The 20,449-nt window shown below is 61.2% G+C and carries 16 protein-coding genes; 10 read left to right on the top strand and 6 right to left on the bottom strand.

Going from position 1 to position 20,449, the window contains the following annotated elements; translation table 11 throughout:
* Nucleotides 1–1,881 (bottom strand): putative bifunctional diguanylate cyclase/phosphodiesterase (locus ACTHL0_RS03100; RefSeq protein ID WP_440565130.1); only part of this gene is annotated, 1,881 nt, incomplete at its 3' end.
* Between the two features lie 188 nt (nucleotides 1,882–2,069).
* Here ACTHL0_RS03100 and ACTHL0_RS03105 point away from each other — a divergent pair.
* The 4 genes from ACTHL0_RS03105 (at nucleotide 2,070) to ACTHL0_RS03120 (ending at nucleotide 6,614) form a co-directional block, all read left to right on the top strand.
* On the top strand, nucleotides 2,070–2,588 hold the full coding sequence (locus ACTHL0_RS03105) for a metal-dependent hydrolase (protein WP_440565132.1): 519 nt from the start codon (nucleotides 2,070–2,072) through the stop codon (nucleotides 2,586–2,588).
* Between the two features lie 221 nt (nucleotides 2,589–2,809).
* Entirely contained in the window at nucleotides 2,810–4,090 is a 1,281-nt protein-coding gene (locus tag ACTHL0_RS03110; RefSeq protein ID WP_440565134.1) for a dicarboxylate/amino acid:cation symporter, read from the top strand.
* An 8-nt stretch (nucleotides 4,091–4,098) separates the two neighbouring features.
* Complete coding sequence (locus tag ACTHL0_RS03115; RefSeq protein ID WP_440565146.1) at nucleotides 4,099–5,601, top strand: amino acid racemase; 1,503 nt, start codon at nucleotides 4,099–4,101, stop codon at nucleotides 5,599–5,601.
* Between the two features lie 95 nt (nucleotides 5,602–5,696).
* The gene (locus ACTHL0_RS03120; RefSeq protein WP_440565135.1) at nucleotides 5,697–6,614 is read left to right on the top strand and encodes a LysR substrate-binding domain-containing protein; all 918 of its coding nucleotides are present in this window, start codon (nucleotides 5,697–5,699) and stop codon (nucleotides 6,612–6,614) included.
* Nucleotides 6,615–6,649: 35 nt separating this feature from the next.
* On the opposite strand, the gene ACTHL0_RS03125 is transcribed toward ACTHL0_RS03120, so the two are convergent.
* Nucleotides 6,650–8,827, bottom strand: a complete 2,178-nt coding sequence (locus ACTHL0_RS03125) for a PTS sugar transporter subunit IIC/EAL domain-containing protein (RefSeq protein WP_440565136.1) — start codon at nucleotides 8,825–8,827, stop codon at nucleotides 6,650–6,652.
* Nucleotides 8,828–9,311: 484 nt separating this feature from the next.
* On the opposite strand from ACTHL0_RS03125, the gene ACTHL0_RS03130 reads away from it, so the two are divergent.
* From ACTHL0_RS03130 to ACTHL0_RS03155, 6 genes are all read left to right on the top strand, one after another.
* Nucleotides 9,312–11,324 (top strand): putative bifunctional diguanylate cyclase/phosphodiesterase, encoded by a 2,013-nt coding sequence (locus ACTHL0_RS03130; protein ID WP_440565137.1) that lies wholly within the window; start codon nucleotides 9,312–9,314, stop codon nucleotides 11,322–11,324.
* Between the two features lie 191 nt (nucleotides 11,325–11,515).
* Nucleotides 11,516–11,896: a thioredoxin family protein gene (locus ACTHL0_RS03135; protein WP_440565138.1), complete on the top strand. Its 381-nt coding sequence runs from the start codon at nucleotides 11,516–11,518 to the stop codon at nucleotides 11,894–11,896.
* Nucleotides 11,897–11,925: 29 nt separating this feature from the next.
* On the top strand, nucleotides 11,926–12,108 hold the full coding sequence (locus ACTHL0_RS03140; protein WP_440565139.1) for a hypothetical protein: 183 nt from the start codon (nucleotides 11,926–11,928) through the stop codon (nucleotides 12,106–12,108).
* A 24-nt stretch (nucleotides 12,109–12,132) separates the two neighbouring features.
* Nucleotides 12,133–12,654: a cytochrome c biogenesis CcdA family protein gene (locus ACTHL0_RS03145; protein WP_440565140.1), complete on the top strand. Its 522-nt coding sequence runs from the start codon at nucleotides 12,133–12,135 to the stop codon at nucleotides 12,652–12,654.
* A gap of 108 nt (nucleotides 12,655–12,762) precedes the next feature.
* Nucleotides 12,763–13,443: a response regulator transcription factor gene (locus tag ACTHL0_RS03150; protein WP_440565141.1), complete on the top strand. Its 681-nt coding sequence runs from the start codon at nucleotides 12,763–12,765 to the stop codon at nucleotides 13,441–13,443.
* Nucleotides 13,443–14,840: a sensor histidine kinase gene (locus ACTHL0_RS03155; protein WP_440565142.1), complete on the top strand. Its 1,398-nt coding sequence runs from the start codon at nucleotides 13,443–13,445 to the stop codon at nucleotides 14,838–14,840. Before ACTHL0_RS03150 ends, ACTHL0_RS03155 begins: the two co-directional genes overlap by 1 nt.
* Here the strand turns inward: ACTHL0_RS03155 and ACTHL0_RS03160 are convergent.
* The 4 genes from ACTHL0_RS03160 to ACTHL0_RS03175 all read right to left on the bottom strand — a co-directional run.
* On the bottom strand, nucleotides 14,837–16,249 hold the full coding sequence (locus tag ACTHL0_RS03160; protein WP_440565143.1) for a sensor domain-containing diguanylate cyclase: 1,413 nt from the start codon (nucleotides 16,247–16,249) through the stop codon (nucleotides 14,837–14,839). The genes ACTHL0_RS03155 and ACTHL0_RS03160 overlap by 4 nt on opposite strands.
* A gap of 103 nt (nucleotides 16,250–16,352) precedes the next feature.
* Nucleotides 16,353–16,802, bottom strand: a complete 450-nt coding sequence (locus ACTHL0_RS03165; RefSeq protein WP_440565144.1) for a copper chaperone PCu(A)C — start codon at nucleotides 16,800–16,802, stop codon at nucleotides 16,353–16,355.
* A 32-nt stretch (nucleotides 16,803–16,834) separates the two neighbouring features.
* Complete coding sequence (locus ACTHL0_RS03170) at nucleotides 16,835–18,295, bottom strand: PepSY-associated TM helix domain-containing protein (protein ID WP_440565147.1); 1,461 nt, start codon at nucleotides 18,293–18,295, stop codon at nucleotides 16,835–16,837.
* Nucleotides 18,296–18,373: 78 nt separating this feature from the next.
* A partial coding sequence (locus ACTHL0_RS03175) for a TonB-dependent receptor (RefSeq protein WP_440565145.1) occupies nucleotides 18,374–20,449 on the bottom strand: 2,076 nt, incomplete at its 5' end.

Consider the following 20,449-nt stretch of genomic DNA (forward strand, 5'->3'; position numbering starts at 1 on the left):
ATAGCCCTGCATCAAGCTGCAGCCGAGCTCGGCGAGGACGGCCGCTTGTCGATCGGTCTCCACGCCTTCGATCACACAACTGAGTTCGAGGTTGCGGCACAGTTCGACAATGCTGCGAACGATCTTCTGCGCGAGTGCATCGCGTTCGATGTCCCGCACGAACGTTCGATCGACCTTGACGCTATTGAGCGGCAATTGGTGAATGCAGTGCAGGCTCGAATATCCCGTGCCGAAATCGTCGAGTGCCACTTTCGCACCGAGCGCGCTCAGTTGCGACAGCGCCTCGCGGCCTTTTGCAAAATCCTCGATGACGGCGGTTTCGGTCACTTCGAACGTGAGCCGGCCAGGATCGACGTTGCTTTGCAGAACAATTTGGCGAATGCGTTCGACGGCGTCGGGCGAGGCGAGATCGCGGGCCGATAGATTGAACGAGATGCCGACGCGCGACTCGCTGCACTCCATAAACGCGAGCGCCTTGCGTAGCAGCACGGATGTCAGTTCGTGAATCAAGTCGCTTTTTTCTGCGATGCGAATGAACGTGTCGGGCGGGACTGGCCCCAGCGTCGAGCTGTGCCAGCGCGCGAGCGATTCGTATGAAACGACTTCGCCCGTTTCGACGTTCAGAATCGGCTGAAAATGCAGCGTCATTTCCTGCTCGAGATCGGCTTGGCGCAACGCTTGTTCGAGACGGCCCAGCTGGCGGATTGCGCTTTCGTGTTGCTCGGAGAAGAGCGTGGGTTGTCCGCGGCGGTTCGCCTTGGCGTGATAGAGGGCGTAGTCGGCCCGTTCGAATAATTGCTCGGCGGTGCGGCCGGCTTCAGGGAACAAGGCGATGCCGACGGTTGCCGAAATGCGCACGGTGGCCTGCGAAAGTGCGAACGGCTGGCGCAGCGCATCGCAGATCTCCGTGCTGGCGGCAATGAGCGTTTCGTTGGCTGTGACGCGCCCGAACAGCAAGCCGAATTCGTCCCCGCCAAGGCGGGCGATCTGCAATCGCTCGCTGGAAAATTGAGCGAGCCGACGCCCGACTTCTTCCAGCAGGCTATCGCCGGCCCGGTGGCCGTGCAGATCGTTCACTTGCTTGAAACCGTCCAAATCGACGATGCCGACCGCGAAGCGTTTCTCGCCGTGGTCCGCCTGCGCGAAATGCTTGCCGAGGCGGCTCAGGAAGTGGCGCCGGTTCGGTAGCCCCGTGAGGCTGTCGATGTTCGCGAGGCGCTGGTTTTCGGTATTCAGTGCGAGCAGCTGGGATTGCTTGTCCTCGAGCACGCGTTTCGCGTTCACGAGATCCGAGAAGTCGCGGTAGTAGGTGAACAGCACCTTGATCATGGCGAACGCGACGAGCGCGACGTTCATGGCGATCGCGATCAGCACGGGGTTGTCCGTCGATGCGAAAAACACGACGAACGGTCCGAGCACGATGCCCGTCAGCAGCAGCGCGGCGACACGCATATGCATCAGGCAAAAAATGCAGGCGATCACGGTGATCGACATGTAGAAGGCTACATGCGTGCGCTCGTAGGCGCCGCCGTACGGGTACAGGCTCAAGCCCCAGAACGTGAACGCGGCGCCGAACACGGCGACGAGCACGACCGTGTTTCGGATGCGTACCGCGATCTCGTCGTCGGACAACAACTTCAGCATCGCGCGGCGGCGCGCCCAGACATATAGCCGCAGCGCGCACGCCGAGCATAGTAGGGCGGGAATGATCGTGCTGAGGAGGGCCGGCGCGCTGGCGGCGTGCGTGAACGCCACGGCGATGCTGTTGACCATCAGCGTGCAATAGAGCAGCGGCAGTTGCCGCGAGAACGCTTCGAACTGGCTGCGCATCAGCGCGATACTGGCCGTATCGTCGCGCTTGAATGGTCTGAACAATCGCATTGAGAGGAGGGCATTCGATTGGCTTCGGCGCGGATCCGCTTCCGCGAAACGCTTTTTCCTTTGTTTACGGCACTTTTTGCGATTTCTGAAGGTCTGTGTCTGGCTCGGAGTGAGGAGCCGCGCGAGCGGATGTCCACCGTTCTGCAACACCGCCCCTTCCTTTTTTGCATCGAAAACATCTCTACGGCATGGCATCGAATAAGGCACATCACGCTACCGGGTGGGCGGCCGGGCTCATTGCGGCCGCGCTCGTCGTTAAGGCCGGTGCGGCGGGGCCGTGGCATCTCGGCGGCCTATTGGCATTCGTGGCCGGCGTGGCGGGAGGCACGGCGCCCGATTGGATGGAAGTCGCCTGGTGGAGTCGTGCCCGGAGGCTGTGGATCACGCATCGCACCGTCACGCATTGGGGGATTGGCTGGATTGCGGCGCTCGTTCTTGCGTATGGCTCTCTGCACCATGCACGTCCCTATAGCATCGCGCTGTTCGGTTTTGCTTGCGGCGGGCTGATGCACCTATTTGCCGATTGGCCGAATCCGCTCGGCGTGCCATGGATCTGGAAACGGCATTCACTGAATCTGTGGAAGAGCGGGCGTTGCGACCTGCTCGTGGTGGCACTGGCGTGGATAGGCGCGGGCTGGGTGGCACGGTCGTTGTGGGAACCGGGGGCGGCGTCTTTGGTGCATTGGGTGCGGGTGGCGGTGCGCTGAGGGGCCCAGAGCCCCGCTCGATAAGGCTTTTCCATCATTATGCGTGGCCCGCATAGGCTAATGCAGTCATCGCATCAACGCGGTTTTTGACCGCCCTACCATCGCATCACCTTCCTCGCCGCGGCACATCCGCCACCGAAGGGGGGCCTTCGGGTACCCGCGGGCCCTGCATGGCCCCCGCGGCGAGCCACTGTTCAACGCCGACGATGTAGGAGATCCACGTGAAAAACCGACTGACCTTTTCCATTTTGGCCGGGATGATACTCGGCGTAATTGTCGGCTACCTCTGTCACGTGAACGCGGCCGACGCGGCTTCCGCGAAGACGATCGCAGGCTATTTCTCAATCGTCACCGACATCTTCTTGCGTCTGATCAAAATGATCATTTCGCCGCTCGTGTTTTGCACGCTCGTTTCCGGCCTCGCGGGAATGGAGAGCGCATCCGCGGCCGGGCGCATCGGCTCGCGCACGATCGGCTGGTTTTTCTGTGCTTCCCTGGTCTCGCTTACGCTCGGTCTCGCACTCGCGAACCTGCTTCAACCCGGCGCCGGGCTGCATCTGGTGTCGACTGCGGCGGATGCCGCCGCGGGCCTCGATACGGGCGCACTGACGGCGAAGAACATTCTCACCCATGCGTTTCCGACGAGCCTTCTCGATGCGATGGCCCGTAACGACATCTTGCAGATCCTGACGTTCTCTGTCTTCTTCGGTGTTGCATTGTCGGCGCTCAAATCGGATTCGCGGGTGAAGGGGCTCGTCGATGCGATCGAAGGCATGGTGCCGGTGATGTTGCGTCTGACGAATTACGTGATGCGCGCGGCACCGATCGGCGTGTTCGGTGCGCTCGCCTCCGTGGTGACGATCCGGGGCCTGGACGTGCTCGTGACGTACGGCAAATTGATCGGCGAGTTCTACCTTGGGCTCATGTTGCTGTGGGCGGTTTTGATCGGCGTCGGCTACGTAGTCCTGGGCAAACGCACCGGCGCGCTGCTGAAGGCCGTGCGTGAACCCGCGTTGCTCGCGTTCTCCACTGCGAGCAGCGAGGCGGCGTACCCCCGCCTGACCGAACAACTCGAAGCATTCGGCGTCGACAAGAAAGTGGTGGGCTTCACCTTGCCGCTCGGATACGCATTCAATCTCGACGGTTCGATGATGTATCAATCGTTCGCGGCCATTTTTATTGCGCAGGCATTCGGCGTCGACATGCCGCTGTCTCAGCAGATCCTGATGCTGCTCGTCCTGATGTTGAGCAGCAAGGGCATGGCGGGCGTGCCGCGCGGTTCGGTCGTCGTCGTGGCTGCCGTCGCACCGATGTTTCACCTGCCGGTTGCGGGCGTGGCGCTCGTCCTCGCCATCGACCAGATTCTCGACATGGGCCGCACGATGACGAATGTGATCGGTAACAGCGTCGCCACCGCCGTGATCGCCAAGTGGGAAACGGCCCGCGCGAGCCGGATCGTACGGCAGGCTTCGTTCGAACCGTTGCAAGGCAAAGCGCAGTGAGTGTCGATATGCATCCGGTCAATCGCTCGCTAGGCGTCGTCGGAGGGCTCGATGTGCTGGGCGGCGCCGACGTGTTCTTCAAGATGATCAAATCGACATCGACTACGGACGACCGTGAGCATTTCGATGTCGTGTTCGAGCAACATCCGATGAAAAGCGGCATCGGCGATGAAACGAAAAGCACGCAGCGTAAGCTCTACATCTACGACACGATTCGCGCCTTCGAGAAGCGCGGGGTGACGACTGTCGTGCTGCCAAGCTTTTCAAGCCATCTTTATCTCGACGAATTGCGGGAAAACTCGGCGATCGAAATCGTCGATATGATCGAGGGCCTGCATGCGCATGTGCGCCGTCGATTCCCGCGCGCTCGGCGCATAGGCGTCCTGACTACGGATTTCATTGCCGAAAGCGGGCTGTTCGAGCGGTATTTCGCGGGCCCGGAGTTCGAGATGCTGTATCCGCACGCCGATAGCCTTGGATGGCCGAATGCGGTGACGCGGGCGGTCTACGGCCCCGGCGGCATCCAAGCCGGCAATGGGGCGGGGCGGCCAATAGCGTTATTGCGCGAGGCTTGCGCGGATTTGATCGCGAGAGGCGTGGACTTGCTGGTGACGGGACTGACCGAACTGGGGCTCGTAGTCGATCAACTCGATCCGATTCGCGTACCGCTTATCGACGCGAACGAGGTCTACGCGCACTACGTGGTGCACGGGGAATACGCGAGCCGGGCCCCAGCCTTCAAGATAGGCGTGGTAGGCGGCGTGGGCCCCGCGGCCACCGTCGATTTTATGCAGAAGATCGTCCGCAATACCCCGGCCGTACGCGACCAGGATCACATCAAGTTACTGGTCGAACAAAACCCGCAGATTCCCGACCGCACGGAAAACCTCGTCGGCAACGGGGCGGATCCGACGGTTTCGCTCTACGCGACTTGCAAGAAGCTCGAGGCCGGCGACGCCGACGTCATCGCGATTCCTTGCAATACTGCGCACGCTTTCGTCGAACAGATTCAGCCCTACTTGAACGTGCCGATCGTCAACATGTTATCGGTGACGGCCGATTTTCTGCGCGCGACGTTCCCCATGCTGCGCGAAGTGGGCGTGTTGGCCACCTCGGGTACGATCGCGAGCGGCGTATATGAGCGGTCGCTCACCGCGGCGGGACTCGTGCAGGTTACGCCGCCGCCGGCGCTGCAAGAGCGCGTGATGCGAGCGATCTACGGGCCGCGCGGTGTCAAGGCCGGATACACGAGCGGGGAATGCATGGACGATATCGTGACGGCCTGCGATGCGTTGATGGAGCGGGGATGTCAGGTCATCATTCTCGGCTGCACGGAATTACCGTTGCTGCTGCCTCAAGGCGAGCGCTCGAGCGCGAGCGGCCGAACGGCGTGGCTGGTGGACCCAACGGAGCTTCTTGCGAAGCGCTGCGTCGCCTACGCGCGTGGGGAACTGGATCTTCCGGGCACGCATCACGCGCGTGCGACAAGCGAATCCCTATCGAGCGTCTGAAAGAACGTGTCAAAATCCGTCATGGCGTTCAAAGCGATGCGGTCTACTGCGCATACCTGAGCAGCGCCATATCGATCAAGGAACGGGCGACCGATATGGAAGTGGAGTGGATCGAGGATCTGGTGGTGCTCGCGCAATATAAAAGCTTCTCGCGCGCCGCCGAAGCGCGAAATCTCACGCAATCGGGATTTAGCCGACGTATCCAGTCATTGGAGCATTGGGTGGGCGCGGAGCTCGTGGATCGCAGCAGCTATCCGCTCTCGCTGACGCCGGCTGGCCTGTTGTTCAAGGAAGCCGCGGAGGATATTCTCCGCAAGCTCTTCGATACGCGTTCGATCATCCGCAATGACGAGCGCATTCACGGGCCTGGGCTCAAGATTGCAGCGGGCCATACGCTTTCGGCCAGTTTTTTGCCGGGATGGTTGAATGCGCTCAGCCAGCGCTTGGGCGGCGTGCGAGCCCGGGTGGTGCCGACGAACGTTCACGATTCCATCCTGATGCTCGTCAACGGCAACTGCGAACTGATGCTCGCCTACCATCATCCCGAGCTGTCCTTGCATCTCGATCCCACGCGCTACGAATACTTGACGGTGGGGCAGGACTTGTTCATGCCGGTACGACGCACCGCCGGCCGCGCAAGCGCGCAGGCGCGGTTGCCGGGTACGGCGCGTCAGCCTGTGCCGCTCATCGGCTATGCGCCGACAACCTACTTCGGCCGATGCCTCGCACTGGTGCTGCGCAGACAGGGCAATGCCGCGGTACTGCAGCCCTATTTCGAATCCGACATGGCCGAGGTGCTCAAGCAAATGGCGCTGGCCAGCGATGGGATTGCGTGGCTGCCCCGTAGCCTGATCGAGGGCGAATTGGCGAGCGGGGCGCTGACGAGCGCGGGGGAACGGCGCTGGATGCTCGATCTGGAATTGCGGCTCTATCGCGATCGCAATAACACCTCGCCTTTACTTGCGCAATTGTGGTCGCATCTTAGCGACCAACAACCGCCATCCAACAGTTGAACCGGGCGGCCAAGCGCTGGCCAACGCGGTGCAACTCATGCGCGGCACGCCAAGGCCCAGTCGTGCCTTTCCTGATGCGAAATGAATTCGGCGCAAACGTCCGGTGCCAACGGGCGGCTGAAGAAGTAGCCCTGGAAGCGATGGCAGCCTAACGTGGAAAGGCACTGGAGTTGCTTTTCGGTTTCGACGCCTTCGACCACGAGCGAGAGGTCGAGCGTGCGGCTCAGATCGGCGATGCTCTTCACGATATGCTCGTTGACGGTATCGGCAACGACATCTGCAAGGGATTTATCTATCTTGACGGTGTCGAGCGGCAGTTCGCGCAGGTAGTGAAGCGACGTATGGCCCATTCCGAAGTCGTCCAACGCCACTTTGACGCCAGCATCGCGCAGGCGCTTCAAATTGTTGATCGCATTGCCTTCCGGGAGGAACACCGTGTATTCGGTGATTTCCAACTCGAGCACGGAAGGCGAAAGCCCCTCGCGGGAGAGAATCTCGATCACCCTTCGATGGAATTCACTATTAAGCAACTGTCGCGGTGACAAATTGACGGCGATCACGAAGTCGTCCGGTACGATGCCGCGCCACGCGCCACGCTGCCGGCACGCCAGCGAAAGGACGTGCAGACCGAGCACGTCGGTTTGTCCGGTGTCGTCGGCAAGGGTCACGGCGATAGGCGGCGCGATCCGCCCCAAGGCGGGATGCTGCCAACGCAGCAGCGCTTCGGCTCCGAAGACTCGCCCGGTTTGCATATCCACTTGCGGCTGAAATTCTAGAAACAGCTGTTCGCCATGCTTGATCGCTGCTTCGAGATCGTTGGCCAGTGCCACGGCCATCCTGCCCGCGGTGCCGGGGAGTTCGAGCAGACGCTTCGCTTTGAGGATCGACTCCGGCGATTCGGTGATGTCGAGCAGCGAGGCAATCGTATGCCGGGTCTTTTGCGCTGCCAGCATTTCGGCGATGCGAACGAACGGGGCATAGACCAACGTACCGGCGGCCAGGCATAGCGCTTGAACGAGCGTGCCGGCAAGCGAGCCCGTTGCGGCATAACCGCTGTAAAGCGCGGGCGTTGTCCAGGCAATGCTGTGCCCGAGAGGGGGCATCAGGTGCGTGACGATCGCCGCATAGGCGATTGACGCTTGCAGCAAGGGCGCGAGGATGAACGGAAGGGCATACACCGGGTTGAGTACGACGGGCAGGCCGAACAGTATCGGTTCGTTGACGTTGAACAGCGCGGGCAGCAGCATCATGAGGGCGAACTTGCGCTGGCGTGCCGTGCGGCTGACGAGCAGCCACGCGAGAATCAGGCTCAACGTGCCGCCGGATCCTCCCATGCGCGCGAATGCCGAAAAAAACTCATAAGTAAAAATGAACGGCGGGTGAGCGGCGGCTGCGAGCGCGGCGACATTCGCGTTCGACGCTGGCACGAGCACGTGCTGCTGGACGAAGAACAGCGTGTTGGGCCCGTGAATACCGAAGAGCCAAAGCAGTTGGGAAAGCGCCTCGTACCCGACACAAAACGTCAAGCTATTGGCGAGCGCGGGAGTGGGAGACGGTAGCGTGGCGCCGATTGCGCGGATCATCTCGGGGCTGCCAAACCAGGTCGATGCCGCCTTGAGGGTAGCGAACGAGACGATGGTCAGCGCAGCAGCCGGAATAACCGCGAAGGCGTCGCTGACAAGCGGATCGTGGCCGAAGCCGGCGATGGGCATACGCAAGCTGCGGATGCTGGCCAGCTTCAAGAACAGGCTGGCTGCGACGGTGGCCACCGCCAGGGCCACGAACAGCCCCTGGCCGAGCGACATCGAAGCCATGAAGGAGGTTTTGTCCGTCGGCGCAAGCACGGTGAAGAAACACGACATGACCACCATCGCCGCGACGGTCGGATTGACCATCCGATGCCCTAGCCGCTGATTGTGCAGGGTGGTCAAAGTGTCGGAGAAGCCGTACATCGCGACCAGCGAGCCGATTCCGAACGTACCGGTCAGCAAGGCGTCGCAAAGCGAATCGAGACGTGTGCCGAACACTTCGGCCAGGAATGCCTGGCTGCTTGCTGTCGGGGGGAACCGCACCAGCAAGGTGAAGGCGCCAAGCATGATCAGCGGGAGCGGGAGCGCGAGCCCCCGGCGGATAGCGATGAAGTACGCACTACCGTCCAGTTGCTCGATGCCGGTTCGAAGTTTCTGCCAAGGGACGGATATTGTCGCGTTCATCGGGTGAGGCCAAATTGAGCATGACGGGGGCTAACCGGTGTTTCGTGGCCCTGCCGACGAAAGACCTCAACAACGTCTACGGCTGGACAGCGGCTTAACTTGAGCGTCGTAAAGCTAAGCAAATCCTGAAAATCACATCGGAAAACGGGAGCTTTGCTGAAAGCGGCGATGTTGCCAGGCCGCGCTCGGCTATTCACGGTTGTTCAGACACGCGAACCGAATTAGTCGGATGATACTTTCCCTTAGGGGGAAGAGCTAGTCGCTCAGAACCGAACTTCAACCAAGGATGTCCCCATACGTGTTTCAGGAAAACCTTACATCGATTGCGGTAAAGGGAAGATTGCACGAGGCCGTATACAAATAGTGGGTAGATGCCGAGCAACGGCACGGCTTGATGACGCAGTGAGAGGAGACCGATTGAGACATATCCAAGCCAAAAGGCGATGCCCGGCAGCCGTCAGAACACAATGTGGAGCGTAAGGTCATGCTGGATATCGTAGGGCTGGCTGATCAGTTCTTGGACATTGCCGCGCAAATCGAGGCGGCCGCTCGCAGGATGCAGGCCGACGTGCCATCCGGCTCGATGGACGCAACCGCGCCCAGCCTTGTCGACCTTTCCGGGCGTCTTCGCGTCGTCACCGCAGGGTTCGTCTCGCAGTCCGAAGCCGAGCGCGCGCGATACGAGCAAATGAATGAAGCGCTTTTGACATGCGAGCGGCGCGCACGCTCGCTGGCAGACGACGTCGCGGAGCGCAAGCGCATCGAAGCGATCATGGCGGAGCGGGAAAGAGAGTTCCGGACGATCGTCGAGCATTCTCCCGACATCATCATTCGATACGATCGCACGTTGCGACGGGTCTACGTCAATCCGGTGTTCGTCGCGCTCGCGGGTGGGGAGGAAGGCGCCTCCGGGTTGATCGGGAAGCGGCCGCGTGATCTACCGCCTTCTTCCGATGCGATTCTTTCCGGCGGCGCGGACGCCGAGGAATTCGAAGCCAAGCTCGACGAGGTCTTTCTCACCGGGGCGACCTTGGAGTTCGAGGCGGCGTCGCGCTGGCATGACGATGGCACGCCGGGCAGCTGCTATCTCGTGAAAATAGCGCCCGAGTTTGGCGAGAATGGCGGCGTCGAAAGTGTGCTGGCTGTCGCCCGCGACGTCACGGAGCTGAATGCATCGCGCAAACACATCGAATGGATGGCCTATCACGACCCGCTGACGTCGGCGAGCAATCGTGCCGCCTTCAGCGAGTGCCTGCGCGAGGTGATCGCGGTGCCGTTGCAGGAGGCGGGGCCCAAGGTTGCGGTGATGATGGTGGATATGGACCGCTTCAAAGACGTCAACGACACGATGGGGCACGCTGTCGGCGAGGAGATGCTGCGTGAGGCGGTGAAGCGGTTGCGGGCGTGCGTCCGCGCCGACGACGTGGTGGCCCGGTTCGGTGGCGACGAATTTGCGATTCTTGTTCGCGATCCGCAAAGCCACGCCGATGTCGAAGGTGTTGCGCAGCGCATTATCGAACAATTCAATCAATGTTTCGTGCTTGATGGGAGCGATGTCTTCGTCTCGTGCAGTATCGGCATCGCGCTCTATCCCACCGACAGCACGAGCGCGGACGATCTCATCAAATATGCGGATTCGGCGATGTACCTCGCGAAGCGCTCGGGGCGCCGCGACTTCCGTTTCTATGCGAAGGACTTGACGCTGGACGCAGCAGCCCGCCTGGGGCTCGAGTCGCAACTGCATCGCGCGATCGAATTCCAGGAGTTCGAACTGCGCTACCACCCGAAGGTTTTGTTGCGAGATCGAACGGTGATCGGCTCCGAAGCGCTTGTGAGGTGGAATCGGCCCGGCGTGGGGCTCGTCACGCCGGACACGTTCATTGCGCTCGCCGAAGAATCCGGTCTTATCGTGGATTTGGGTAAATGGGTGCTGCGGGAAGCCTGTCTTTCCGCCGTCGAATGGAATACCGATGGGCCTTCGACACATAAGGTCGCAGTCAACTTGTCCGCCCGGCAGTTTCAATCCGCGCGTTTCGGGTCGGCTGTGGCCGGCGTGCTCGAGGAAACGGGTTGCCGTCCCGAATGGCTCGAGTTCGAAATCACGGAGAGCGTGCTGCTGGAGGAGAACGAAGCCGTGCTGGCAACGCTTGGCTGGTTCAAGAAGATGGGCATTTCCATTGCGATTGACGATTTCGGCACGGGCTATTCATCGTTGAGCTATTTGGCTCGATTTCCAATCGATGTGCTCAAGATCGATCGCACCTTCGTTCAAAAGGTGGCGATGGACCGGCGCCATGCGGAACTTGTCAAAGCGATACTTTCGATTGCGCGGGTTTTTGGTCAGCAGGTGGTGGCGGAAGGGGTGGAGACACGCGAGCAAGCCGACTTTCTGGAGCGAAACGGCTGCGAGGTCGTGCAAGGGTTCCTGTATAGCAAGCCGCTGCGAAAACATGAAATGGCGTTGCTGCCCAAGCGGTTGGAGGCGGTTGTCGGATAAAGCGCCTGAGGTTGTGGGCGGCTATTGACGCCCTCGGCACTGGCGACACGCAACCCCGTGACCCATTGCACGGCGCCGAACACTTCGCTTTCCTTACTTTTTCTTCATGAAAGCTTCAGTTGATCCGGAAAAAGACGCCCTGGTAGTCTTCTCCCACTTCGCGATTGAAGCCACTAAAAAGGAGAAAAGGAATGAGATTTTCGCGTGTTCTGATCGGCGCACTACTGTCGGCGCTCAGCGTCAGCGCGTTGGCGGACGTCATCCATTTCGACGCGCAGACTTACGACGAACTGCGCCGGGAAGGCAAACCCGTGATCGTCCACACGGACGCGACGTGGTGTCCGATCTGCAAGAAGCAGAAGGAGGTTTTGTCGGCGATCGAGCAGGAGCCACGGTTCCAGCCCGTGACCGTGATGGTTGTCGATATCGACGCGGACAAGGACATCATGCAATCGCTGCATCTGTCGAAGCGCAGCCTGTTTATCGCTTATAAGGGCGAAACGGAGGTCGGGCGTTCGATGGCGGATACCGACAAGGATTCGATCGAAGCGCTGTTTGCCAAGGCCCTCTAACGCTGGCTTGATTCGCTCGGAGCGTACAGATGGCATTTGGATTCGCAACCTACGCGCTGGGCTATCTGTCCGGTGCGCTTTCCACCCTGTCGCCTTGTGTGTTGCCGCTACTGCCGATCGTCCTTGGCAGCGCCGTGGCATCGGGGCGATTTGGCGCACTGGCGCTCACGGGTGGGGTCATGTTCTCTTTCACCGCGGTGGGCCTCTTTTGAGCCACGGTCGGTACCGCGCTGGGATTGAACGAAGATGCCTTGCGCTACGTTGCGGCGTTGCTCCTTGTCATCGCCGGGAGCGTGCTGCTGGTGCCGGCGCTTCAGCAGCGCGTAGCAACGCTTGCGGGCGGCTTGTCGGGACGCGGGGAGACCTTCCTTCATCAACTGAAACTCGGCGGCACCGGCGGGCAATTCGTGATTGGCGCTACGCTGGGCGCCGTATGGAGCCCTTGTATCGGGCCTACGTTGGGTGCGGCGCTCGCTCTGGCGGCGCGAGGCAAGGATCTGGATCAGGTCGCGATGCTCATGGCTGTCTACGGCCTCGGCGCCGGCACGCCGATGCTGCTGCTCGGGTCGATCTCGCGCGCCGCGGCAGCCCGATTGCGCGGCGGGCTCGTGTCGTTCGGCAAGGCGGGCAAATACGTGCTCGGGGGCACGTTATGCGTGCTCGGCGTGCTGACCCTGACCGGGCTCGACAAGACGCTGGAAGCCGTGGCGGTCGATCGTTCGCCGGCTTGGTTGATCGATTTGACCACCCGTATTTGAACGTTTTCGCTTGGGAGCCAGCTCGCGCGCTTGGGGCCCCCCAACTTCTACTTTCCCTTCACCGGGTATGCTTGCGTTTCGCGGATGGCGATACCTGGATAACAGACGATGCGTATTTTGATTGTCGAAGACGAAAAGAAGCTTGCCCATGCTTTGAAGGAGAGCCTTGAGTACGAACGGTTCGAGGTCGACGTCGCCCACTCCGGCGAAGAAGGCTTTTTCCTGATCAACGAACGACACTTCGACTTGGTTCTGCTGGATATCATGCTGCCCGGCCGGGACGGTATCGATGTTTTATCGACCTTGAGAAAGCGCAATATGACCACCCCGGTCATCATCCTGACCGCCAGGGACACCATCGAGGATCGGGTGCTGGGCTTGGATCGCGGGGCGGACGATTACCTTGTCAAACCCTTTGCCGTCCCGGAATTGCTGGCCCGCATCCGTGCATTGCTTAGACGAGGGCATAACGAAAATTCGATGCTGCTGAAGGCCGCGGGTCTCGAGATGAACTTGATCACGCGCGATGTCCTGCGCGATGGGCAAGCCATCGAATTGACGGCCAAGGAATTCGAATTGCTCGAATATTTCTTGCGGCGCCACGGTACCGTGGTCACGCGCGAAATGCTCGCGCGCGATGTTTGGAACGTCTCGGTCAGAGCGGTGCCGCTGGACAATGTGATCGATGTTCATATGACCCGGTTGCGCAAGAAAATCGATCAAGCCTTTGCCTATCCCGTGATTCAAACGATTCGCGGCGTGGGATTCATCCTGCGGGAGCCGGTTTGATGAAGGCATTCGCGGGTACGATCCGCTGGCGCTTGACTTTCTGGTACTCGCTATCGATCGTACTGATCTATCTGCTGTTCGCGGGCTGCGTATTTCTGACGTTTCGATATGGCTGCGTCGCCGAATCGCGCATGCGGCTCGATGGCGTCTTATCGCTGGTGACGCGCGCAATATCGATGACACCGGGCCACTTGGCATCGGTGGAAAGCGCCTTGCCGGACTGCGCTTTCTATGTCGCTTCCGCCGATGGGCGGCTCATTCATGCGAGCGCCGCCTGGAACCGCACCGCGATGCCGGCTCCCGCGCGCGCCGACCAACGCGGATACGCGCTGCGTGCGTCTCCGATCGGACGGCACTATGCGATACGCGAGGCCAGCGTCCAGATCGACGGGCAACCTTGGCGGATCGGCGTGGCCGAGGACGAGCAGCAGACCATCGCGAACTTGAACCGGTTGCTGCTGGTCCTGCTCTTCAGCTTGCCGGGCATGCTGCTTCTCAGCGTTCCCGGTGGATATTTTCTGGCGGGACGGCTGCTTTCGCCGGTGGACGACATGGCCCGCAAAGCCGAATCGATCACGGCGGAAGATCTGTCGCAGCGGCTCGCTGTCGGTCAGCGGCAGGACGAATTCGATCGTCTGGCCCGGGTGTTCAATGCGACTTTCGATCGGCTGGAAGGCGCGTTCGACAAGATGCGCCGATTCATGGCCGATGCATCCCATGAGTTGCGTACGCCGTTGGCCGTGATTCGAAGCCAGGGCGAGAACGCATTGAAGGGGGCGAGCAACGCGGCGTCCTATGAAGAGGCGATTGGGAGCATGCTGGAAGAGGCTGATCGTCTGGCCCACTTGCTGGAAGGCCTGATGACGTTGTCCCGGGCCGAGTCGGAACGGCCCGTGTTGAATATTCGGCGGATGGAGTTAGGGGGCATCGCGTCGGGCGTCGTCGATGTGTTGCGTGTCTTGGCGGAGGAGAAGAAACAGACGCTTGTATTTCAACAGGAGGCCGAACTCGATGTTGCTCTGGATCGGCCGACGTTCGAACAGGCGTTGATCAATCTCCTCGCCAATGCCATTCAATACACGCAACCGCTAGGGAAGATCATTGTTCGTGTCGGCCGATGCCCGGATCGGGGTGCGTTGGTCGAGGTTGACGACAATGGGCCGGGTATCGCAAGCGAGCATCGCGACAGAATCTTCGAGCGCTTCTATCGGATCGATGCGGCGCGTACGCAAGCGGCCGGCGGCTCGGGGTTAGGGCTGGCCATTGCACGGTGGGCGGTCGAACTCAATGGCGGCACGGTGGAGTATGAGGCGAAGCCGGGGGCGGGCAGCCTGTTTCGCATCGCGCTGCCGGTGGCGCCCGAGATGCGTGCCAAATCGGCTCGCGCGTTGATTTAAGTCGCGCCCGCGGCCGGCTGCAAGGCGGGGCTCATCGTCGATTCGCGCGCTTCTTGCTCGACGCGATTTCGCCCTAACGTCTTGGCACGGTACAGTGCCGCGTCGGCGCTGGCCAGCAAGGTCGCCGGCCGTACATCGGTGCGTGAACCGCTCGAAGCGTGCCCGATCGAGACGGTCACTGAGCGCGTGCTCGATACAGGCCCTGCGATCTTGATGTCGGCCACCGATCGCCGCAGGCGTTCGGCCGTGGCTAATCCGGTGAGCGCGTCGCACGCGGGAAGCACGATGACGAATTCCTCGCCGCCGTAGCGCGCGACGAAATCGCCTTGGTGCGTTAAAGCGTTGCCCAATGTTTGCGCGATTCTTCGCAGGCACTCGTCGCCGGCAAGGTGCCCGAACGCGTCGTTATACGCCTTGAAGTGATCGACGTCGACCAACAAGACGGCAAGCGGGGACGCCGAGGCGTTCGCCCGCGCCAATTCGCTCGGATAACGCTCGTCGAAATAGGCGCGATTGAAGACGCCCGTGAGCCCGTCCCGCACGGAGAATGCCTTGAGCGCGCGATGCGCGTCGGCGAGCTTCGAATAGGTTCGACTCGTTTCGTACATCAGCATGCCGAGCAACGCGCTGGCCGAGACCATCGAGGCGATGCGGGCCGCGTACCATCCGAGGCTGTAGCGGGCGCCGGCGCCGAGCGTCAATACGATGTCGGCGAGCCCGGCGAAAAGCGCAACCGCGAGCCAAAGGTCCATCAGCGTGTGCAACCTCGTGACACCGAGATGGATGCATAGGGCCATGAGGCAGATCCCGGCTACCCACAGCGTAGCCGGATCCAGCGCCAGATGCCGGTACGCTCCGGTGCTCGTCACGAGATTGGGCAGCGCGGCCCGCGCGGTGATGGCGGATCGGCACAATGCGCCCGACGCGATCATCGCGCCGCCGATCGTCAGCCATCCAATCGAATTGCGTCTCGCGGCGTTGTCGATGTGTGGCCGCCCTCGCACGGCGAGCGCGAGCGTAACGAGCAGCGCGAACCCGCCGCGCCAAAGCAACCAAGTCCAAATGGCCGTCTGGCGCCCGTCGCTGAGCGACTTCCCCGCAAGGAACACGCCGGGATAGACGGCCAGATGGAATCCAGCGGCGACACTGACGAACGCGTACGAGCCCGCCAAGGCCGCGAAATAAAACCGCCCCGATGCCCGATAGTGTGTCCACAACAAGAAGGCCGTCAGTCCTTCCGAGAGTGCAACCGATGTGGCGAAGATCGGCATGAAGGGCGGCAGGACGGCGCCTTGCGTCGTCAGGTGCGGCCAAGCTGCCGCCGCAGCGCAAACGACGAGGGCAGCGGCGATCGCGGCGGCCAGTTTGTGGCTGCGGTGGGTCGGCACGTGAAGGAGCGTTGCTTCCATTGTCCGAGCTGGCATAGGGCTTATCGCATCAGTGCGGTGGATGCGATTTCCCCTGTACAACGGCAAGTTGCCGGAAATCTTGAAGCGTTTGCTCGGCGCGAGGTCACCCCCCCGTCGCCCCCGCGCTCTTCACCTTGCATTGGCTGGTGACTTTCTCCCCGTCGTCGAACTCGAACGTCATCGGAATCGACATCCCCACCTTGACCGCGTGTGTCGGCTTTTCGAGCATGAGGTGATAGCCGCCCGGTGCGAAATCGAGCGTGCCGTTAGCAGGAACGGGGGCCTTATCGACCATGACCATCGACGACGTGCTGCCGTTGCTTTGCGTCTGGTGCAGCATGGCCATCCCGAAGGCGCCGGTTTGTACGCCGACAAGATTGACCGTCTTGCCGCTCATGTTCATGACGCTGAAGTAGCCACCGGAAGGCAGCGTGCCCGGCAACAGACGCACCCAGCAGTTCGACACCATGACGGATGCCGGCGCGGCCAGCGCAGGTAGTGCGCACAGGGCCAGAGTAAGGGAAAGAAGGGACATCTTCATCGAGCGGTTCATGGTTTTTCCGTTGAAGGTTCAAGGTTGGATGTTCAAGATGCTGCCGGCGCCGCAGTGCGGCTGAATACTGCGCGGTCAATGAGCCAAACCGCCACGAGCGTCACGCCCATCAGCGGAAATAGGATCCCCAATGCGATCAGCGCGGCTTTCCATCCGCGCATCGACACAGCAGCCCGTTCGCGCACAGGTGCGCCGAGCGTACCCGACGGCCGGCGTATCCACCACATCACGAAGCCGGTGATCGACAGCGCCGCGAGCCCGAACGAAAGCGCCGCGCAGAGGATCTGATTGGCCAGCCCGAAGTACCGGCCCATATGAAGCGACGTGCCGTACGAGACCGCCTTGCCGATGGCGCCATAGTCGCGATAACCGATGTCCCGCAGCAAGGCACCGCTGTATTGATCGACGTACAGCGTACGCTCGAGTTTCGGATCCGCCGGAAAGTACGACACGGTATAGACGCCGTCGGGCGACGTGGGCAGGGCGATATCGTAACCGTCGACCAGCCCGCCCACACGCATCTGCCCGACAAGTTGCGTAAGCGAGATCGGGCGGACACCGGGCGCGTCCGAATCGGGCGAGCGAGGCACGCGCACGGCGCCGACAGCCCAAGGGACCTGCGGTAAAGGCATATCGTCCATCGTCATGCCGGGCATGGCGTCCATGGCAGAAGACGATGCGTTCCGCTGGCTGTCGGCACCCGTCTTGACGTTTGCCTCCCCCGCGATCTTGGAGTGCAGCTGCAGGCCGCCCCACGCGCCGCGCGGCGAACCTAGATGCGCACTCGTCGCCAGCGCCTTGAATTGCTTCCCCCATGAGCCCGTCCAAGGCAGGCCGGTCGCGACGAACGCCAGCGCCCCGAGCGCCAGCCATATTCCCAGGGACGCATGGATGCTTTTCCACAATGGCCGCCCCCGGCGAGACAGATCCGGCACGAGCAGGGCGCGCATCGATGCCGCTTCGCGCGGCCACCACAGTGCAATACCGGTGCCGATCATCACGAGCGTCCAGCACGCGACGAGCTCCATCAGCAGCTCGCCGGGTTTGCCGAGTAGAAGCTTCCGATGAATCATCCGGTCGAGTTGCATGAATCGACGATCGACATCGAGCGTGCCGAGTACCGAGCCGTCGTACGGATTCAGATAGACGCTTTCCTTGCGGCCGTCGGGCAGTCGAAAGATGAATTCGGCGCTACGATCGGCGCGCGATTCGATACGCGCCGTCGTTGCGATGGCGCCGGCCGGCAGGGCAGTGCGCGCCCGCGCGAGCAGGGCGTCTTCGTCGAGTCGCGGCGATGCGGCCGGCGTGACGACCAGCCGATGCGGATAAAGCAGCGGTTCAAGCTGGGGCTGAAAGCAATAGATCGTGCCCGTGACAGCCAGCACGATAAGAAACGGCATCACAAACAGCGCCGCGTAAAAGTGCCACCGCCAGAGCGTGCGGTAGCCGCGGCTGCCCGGCACCTTGGGCGACGCCGATGGCGTACCGGACATGCGGGCTGTGTGGCCTGGGTGAGTGGGATGAGTGGTACGAGTGGTACGCGTGGTCGTAGTGGACATCGCCATGCCTCCTTACAAGCGCAACCGGCCTTCGATATAGAAGGTGCGGCCCGGATACGGGTGATAGACGAAATACCGAGCATCGAAAATGTTGTCGACGCCGATGCCGATTTCACTGAGCTTCGTCGGGTGGATCGTGAATTTCGCGTCGGCCACCGTATAGGTGCTGGTGCCGCCAAACACGTTCGGATTCGTATCGGTGTTGGAGAGCGTGTTGTACTCGCGGCCCGAATAGCGTGCGGCCATCGTGACGGCATAACGTTCGCCGATGCGATACGTGGCCGCGAGATTCGCGCGCCAAAGCGGGATGCGGTAGAAGTACTTGCCGACGGTTGCAGGGTTCTGCCCGTTGGCGATGATTTTCGATTGGGTATAGGCGACACTGCCGATCAGATCGAGCCCATGGACGATCACGTCTTCGCCCTGGTAACTGAGTTCGACGCCACGCGAGCGCACCTTGCCGATGTTCTGAAAGCTGGTCACGTTCGGAATGACGGTTGTGTCAGTCTGACTGAAGATCGTATTCTTCACGTCGTCCTGAAACAGCGATAGCCGATAGAATCCCTTTCCGTGTGTCCATTCGGCGGTCAACTCTTTTGAAAGATCATCCTCGGGCTGCAGGTTCGGATTGTTGTTGACGATCGACGAGCCATTGATTTGCCCTTGGAACAGCTCGCTGACAGTCGGAAAGCGATAAGCGCGGGCGATGGATGCACGCAGCGTCAGTGCGTCGGTGACGTCGAACGACAATGATGCCTTCGGCGAAAAATGGTGTTGCCCTGCGTCGGGATACGGCAAGGCGGTGGCGCCGACAGCTTGCGCGCCGTCATAGGCTCGCCAATCTTCGTAACGTACGCCGTAGACGAATTTCCACCGAGGCAGAAAGCGCCACGCATCTTGCGCATACGCGGCTTGCGTTTGTGTGCGGCCTTTGAACGCGTTCGCAAAGCTACCTGCGCCCCCGTCGATCCAAGCGGTGGTGTTATAGGTTTCGTTGTCGAGAAAGTAGTCGTCGTAGTGATAGCCGAACGTCAGCGCATGATTCGCGAGCCCGGCTTGCGACGACCACGGCGTCCATGTGGCTTTGAGATCCAGCGTCTTCCATCCGGTCCCATCGCCGAACGTGACGCTGCCGGTGCCGTTGCCTGGGCCACCGGCATTGGCGGTTCGCGCCACGCTATTCGATACGTCGTAGTACGAAGCAATCGCATCGAAGTTCCAGCCTGTGGCATTGCGGGTTGTGAGCGACAGGCCGTACAGCCCGTTCTCGCTCGAGCCGAGGCTCGGTGCCAGCGTAGCGGCGGGAATCGCATACTCGAAGCCGCCGAGGTTCACGAGCCCCCGATAAACCGGATTGCCGTTTGCGTCGCTCAAAAACGTGGTGGTCTGGCTGTTGTACGTGCGGTGCCAGTAGCCGAGCGTCAACGCTCCGCGCAACGTGGGCGTGAAGTCGTACTGCATTTTCAACTTCAACTGATCTTGAACCGCATGCTCGATGCCTTCGCCGTTGACGCCGATGACTGCCGTCGGCGCGTTGGTTTGATTGTTGTAGAAATACGCGCCGCTAACGGGAATGTCGCCGGGTTTGGCCGGCGTGTTCGATTTCGCGAGCGTGGCGAACTGAAGCGGCTGGCTCGTGTTCTCGAAGTGATTGGCGCCGATGAAGAAAGCAAAGTTGCCGATGCGGTTGCCGATCGTCGCACTCGCTTCGCTGCCGTTGAAGTTTCGATTGACGCCGAAGAGGTCGAAGTGTTGCGTGAACGCTTTGACATCGGCGTCGGCTTCGAACTTCGTCGGCATTCGCGTGGAAATCAGCACGGTCGCACCCAGCGAATTGCCGGGGTAGAGCGCCGAGAACGGCCCGTAGATCACATCGATCCGGCGAATCTCATCCGGGAACACCATCGACCAGCGCGGCGGAAAACTATAACTGCTGCCGAGCAGGTTCGACAGTAGGAGCCCGTCCGCGTAAACCAGGCCGCGCGCGCTTTGCGTATTGCTCGTGCCGCGCACCGCGATGATCGAATTCAGATCGCCGATAAAACGCTTGCGCACCGCCAGGTTCGGCAGGTATTTCAGCGTGTCTTC

The sequence above is a fragment of the Trinickia sp. genome, from assembly GCF_051961175.1.
Taxonomy (GTDB): domain Bacteria; phylum Pseudomonadota; class Gammaproteobacteria; order Burkholderiales; family Burkholderiaceae; genus Trinickia.

Excerpts from the sequence above, each read along its gene's own strand:
- ACTHL0_RS03105 (WP_440565132.1), top strand. The coding sequence starts at position 2,070 with ATGGCATCGAATAAGGCACATCACGCTACCGGGTGGGCGGCCGGGCTC.
- ACTHL0_RS03115 (WP_440565146.1), top strand. The coding sequence starts at position 4,099 with ATGCATCCGGTCAATCGCTCGCTAGGCGTCGTCGGAGGGCTCGATGTG.
- ACTHL0_RS03120 (WP_440565135.1), top strand. The coding sequence starts at position 5,697 with ATGGAAGTGGAGTGGATCGAGGATCTGGTGGTGCTCGCGCAATATAAA.
- ACTHL0_RS03125 (WP_440565136.1), bottom strand. The coding sequence starts at position 8,827 with ATGAACGCGACAATATCCGTCCCTTGGCAGAAACTTCGAACCGGCATC.
- ACTHL0_RS03130 (WP_440565137.1), top strand. The coding sequence starts at position 9,312 with ATGCTGGATATCGTAGGGCTGGCTGATCAGTTCTTGGACATTGCCGCG.
- ACTHL0_RS03135 (WP_440565138.1), top strand. The coding sequence starts at position 11,516 with ATGAGATTTTCGCGTGTTCTGATCGGCGCACTACTGTCGGCGCTCAGC.
- ACTHL0_RS03140 (WP_440565139.1), top strand. The coding sequence starts at position 11,926 with ATGGCATTTGGATTCGCAACCTACGCGCTGGGCTATCTGTCCGGTGCG.
- ACTHL0_RS03150 (WP_440565141.1), top strand. The coding sequence starts at position 12,763 with ATGCGTATTTTGATTGTCGAAGACGAAAAGAAGCTTGCCCATGCTTTG.
- ACTHL0_RS03155 (WP_440565142.1), top strand. The coding sequence starts at position 13,443 with ATGAAGGCATTCGCGGGTACGATCCGCTGGCGCTTGACTTTCTGGTAC.
- ACTHL0_RS03160 (WP_440565143.1), bottom strand. The coding sequence starts at position 16,249 with ATGGAAGCAACGCTCCTTCACGTGCCGACCCACCGCAGCCACAAACTG.
- ACTHL0_RS03165 (WP_440565144.1), bottom strand. The coding sequence starts at position 16,802 with ATGAACCGCTCGATGAAGATGTCCCTTCTTTCCCTTACTCTGGCCCTG.
- ACTHL0_RS03170 (WP_440565147.1), bottom strand. The coding sequence starts at position 18,295 with ATGTCCGGTACGCCATCGGCGTCGCCCAAGGTGCCGGGCAGCCGCGGC.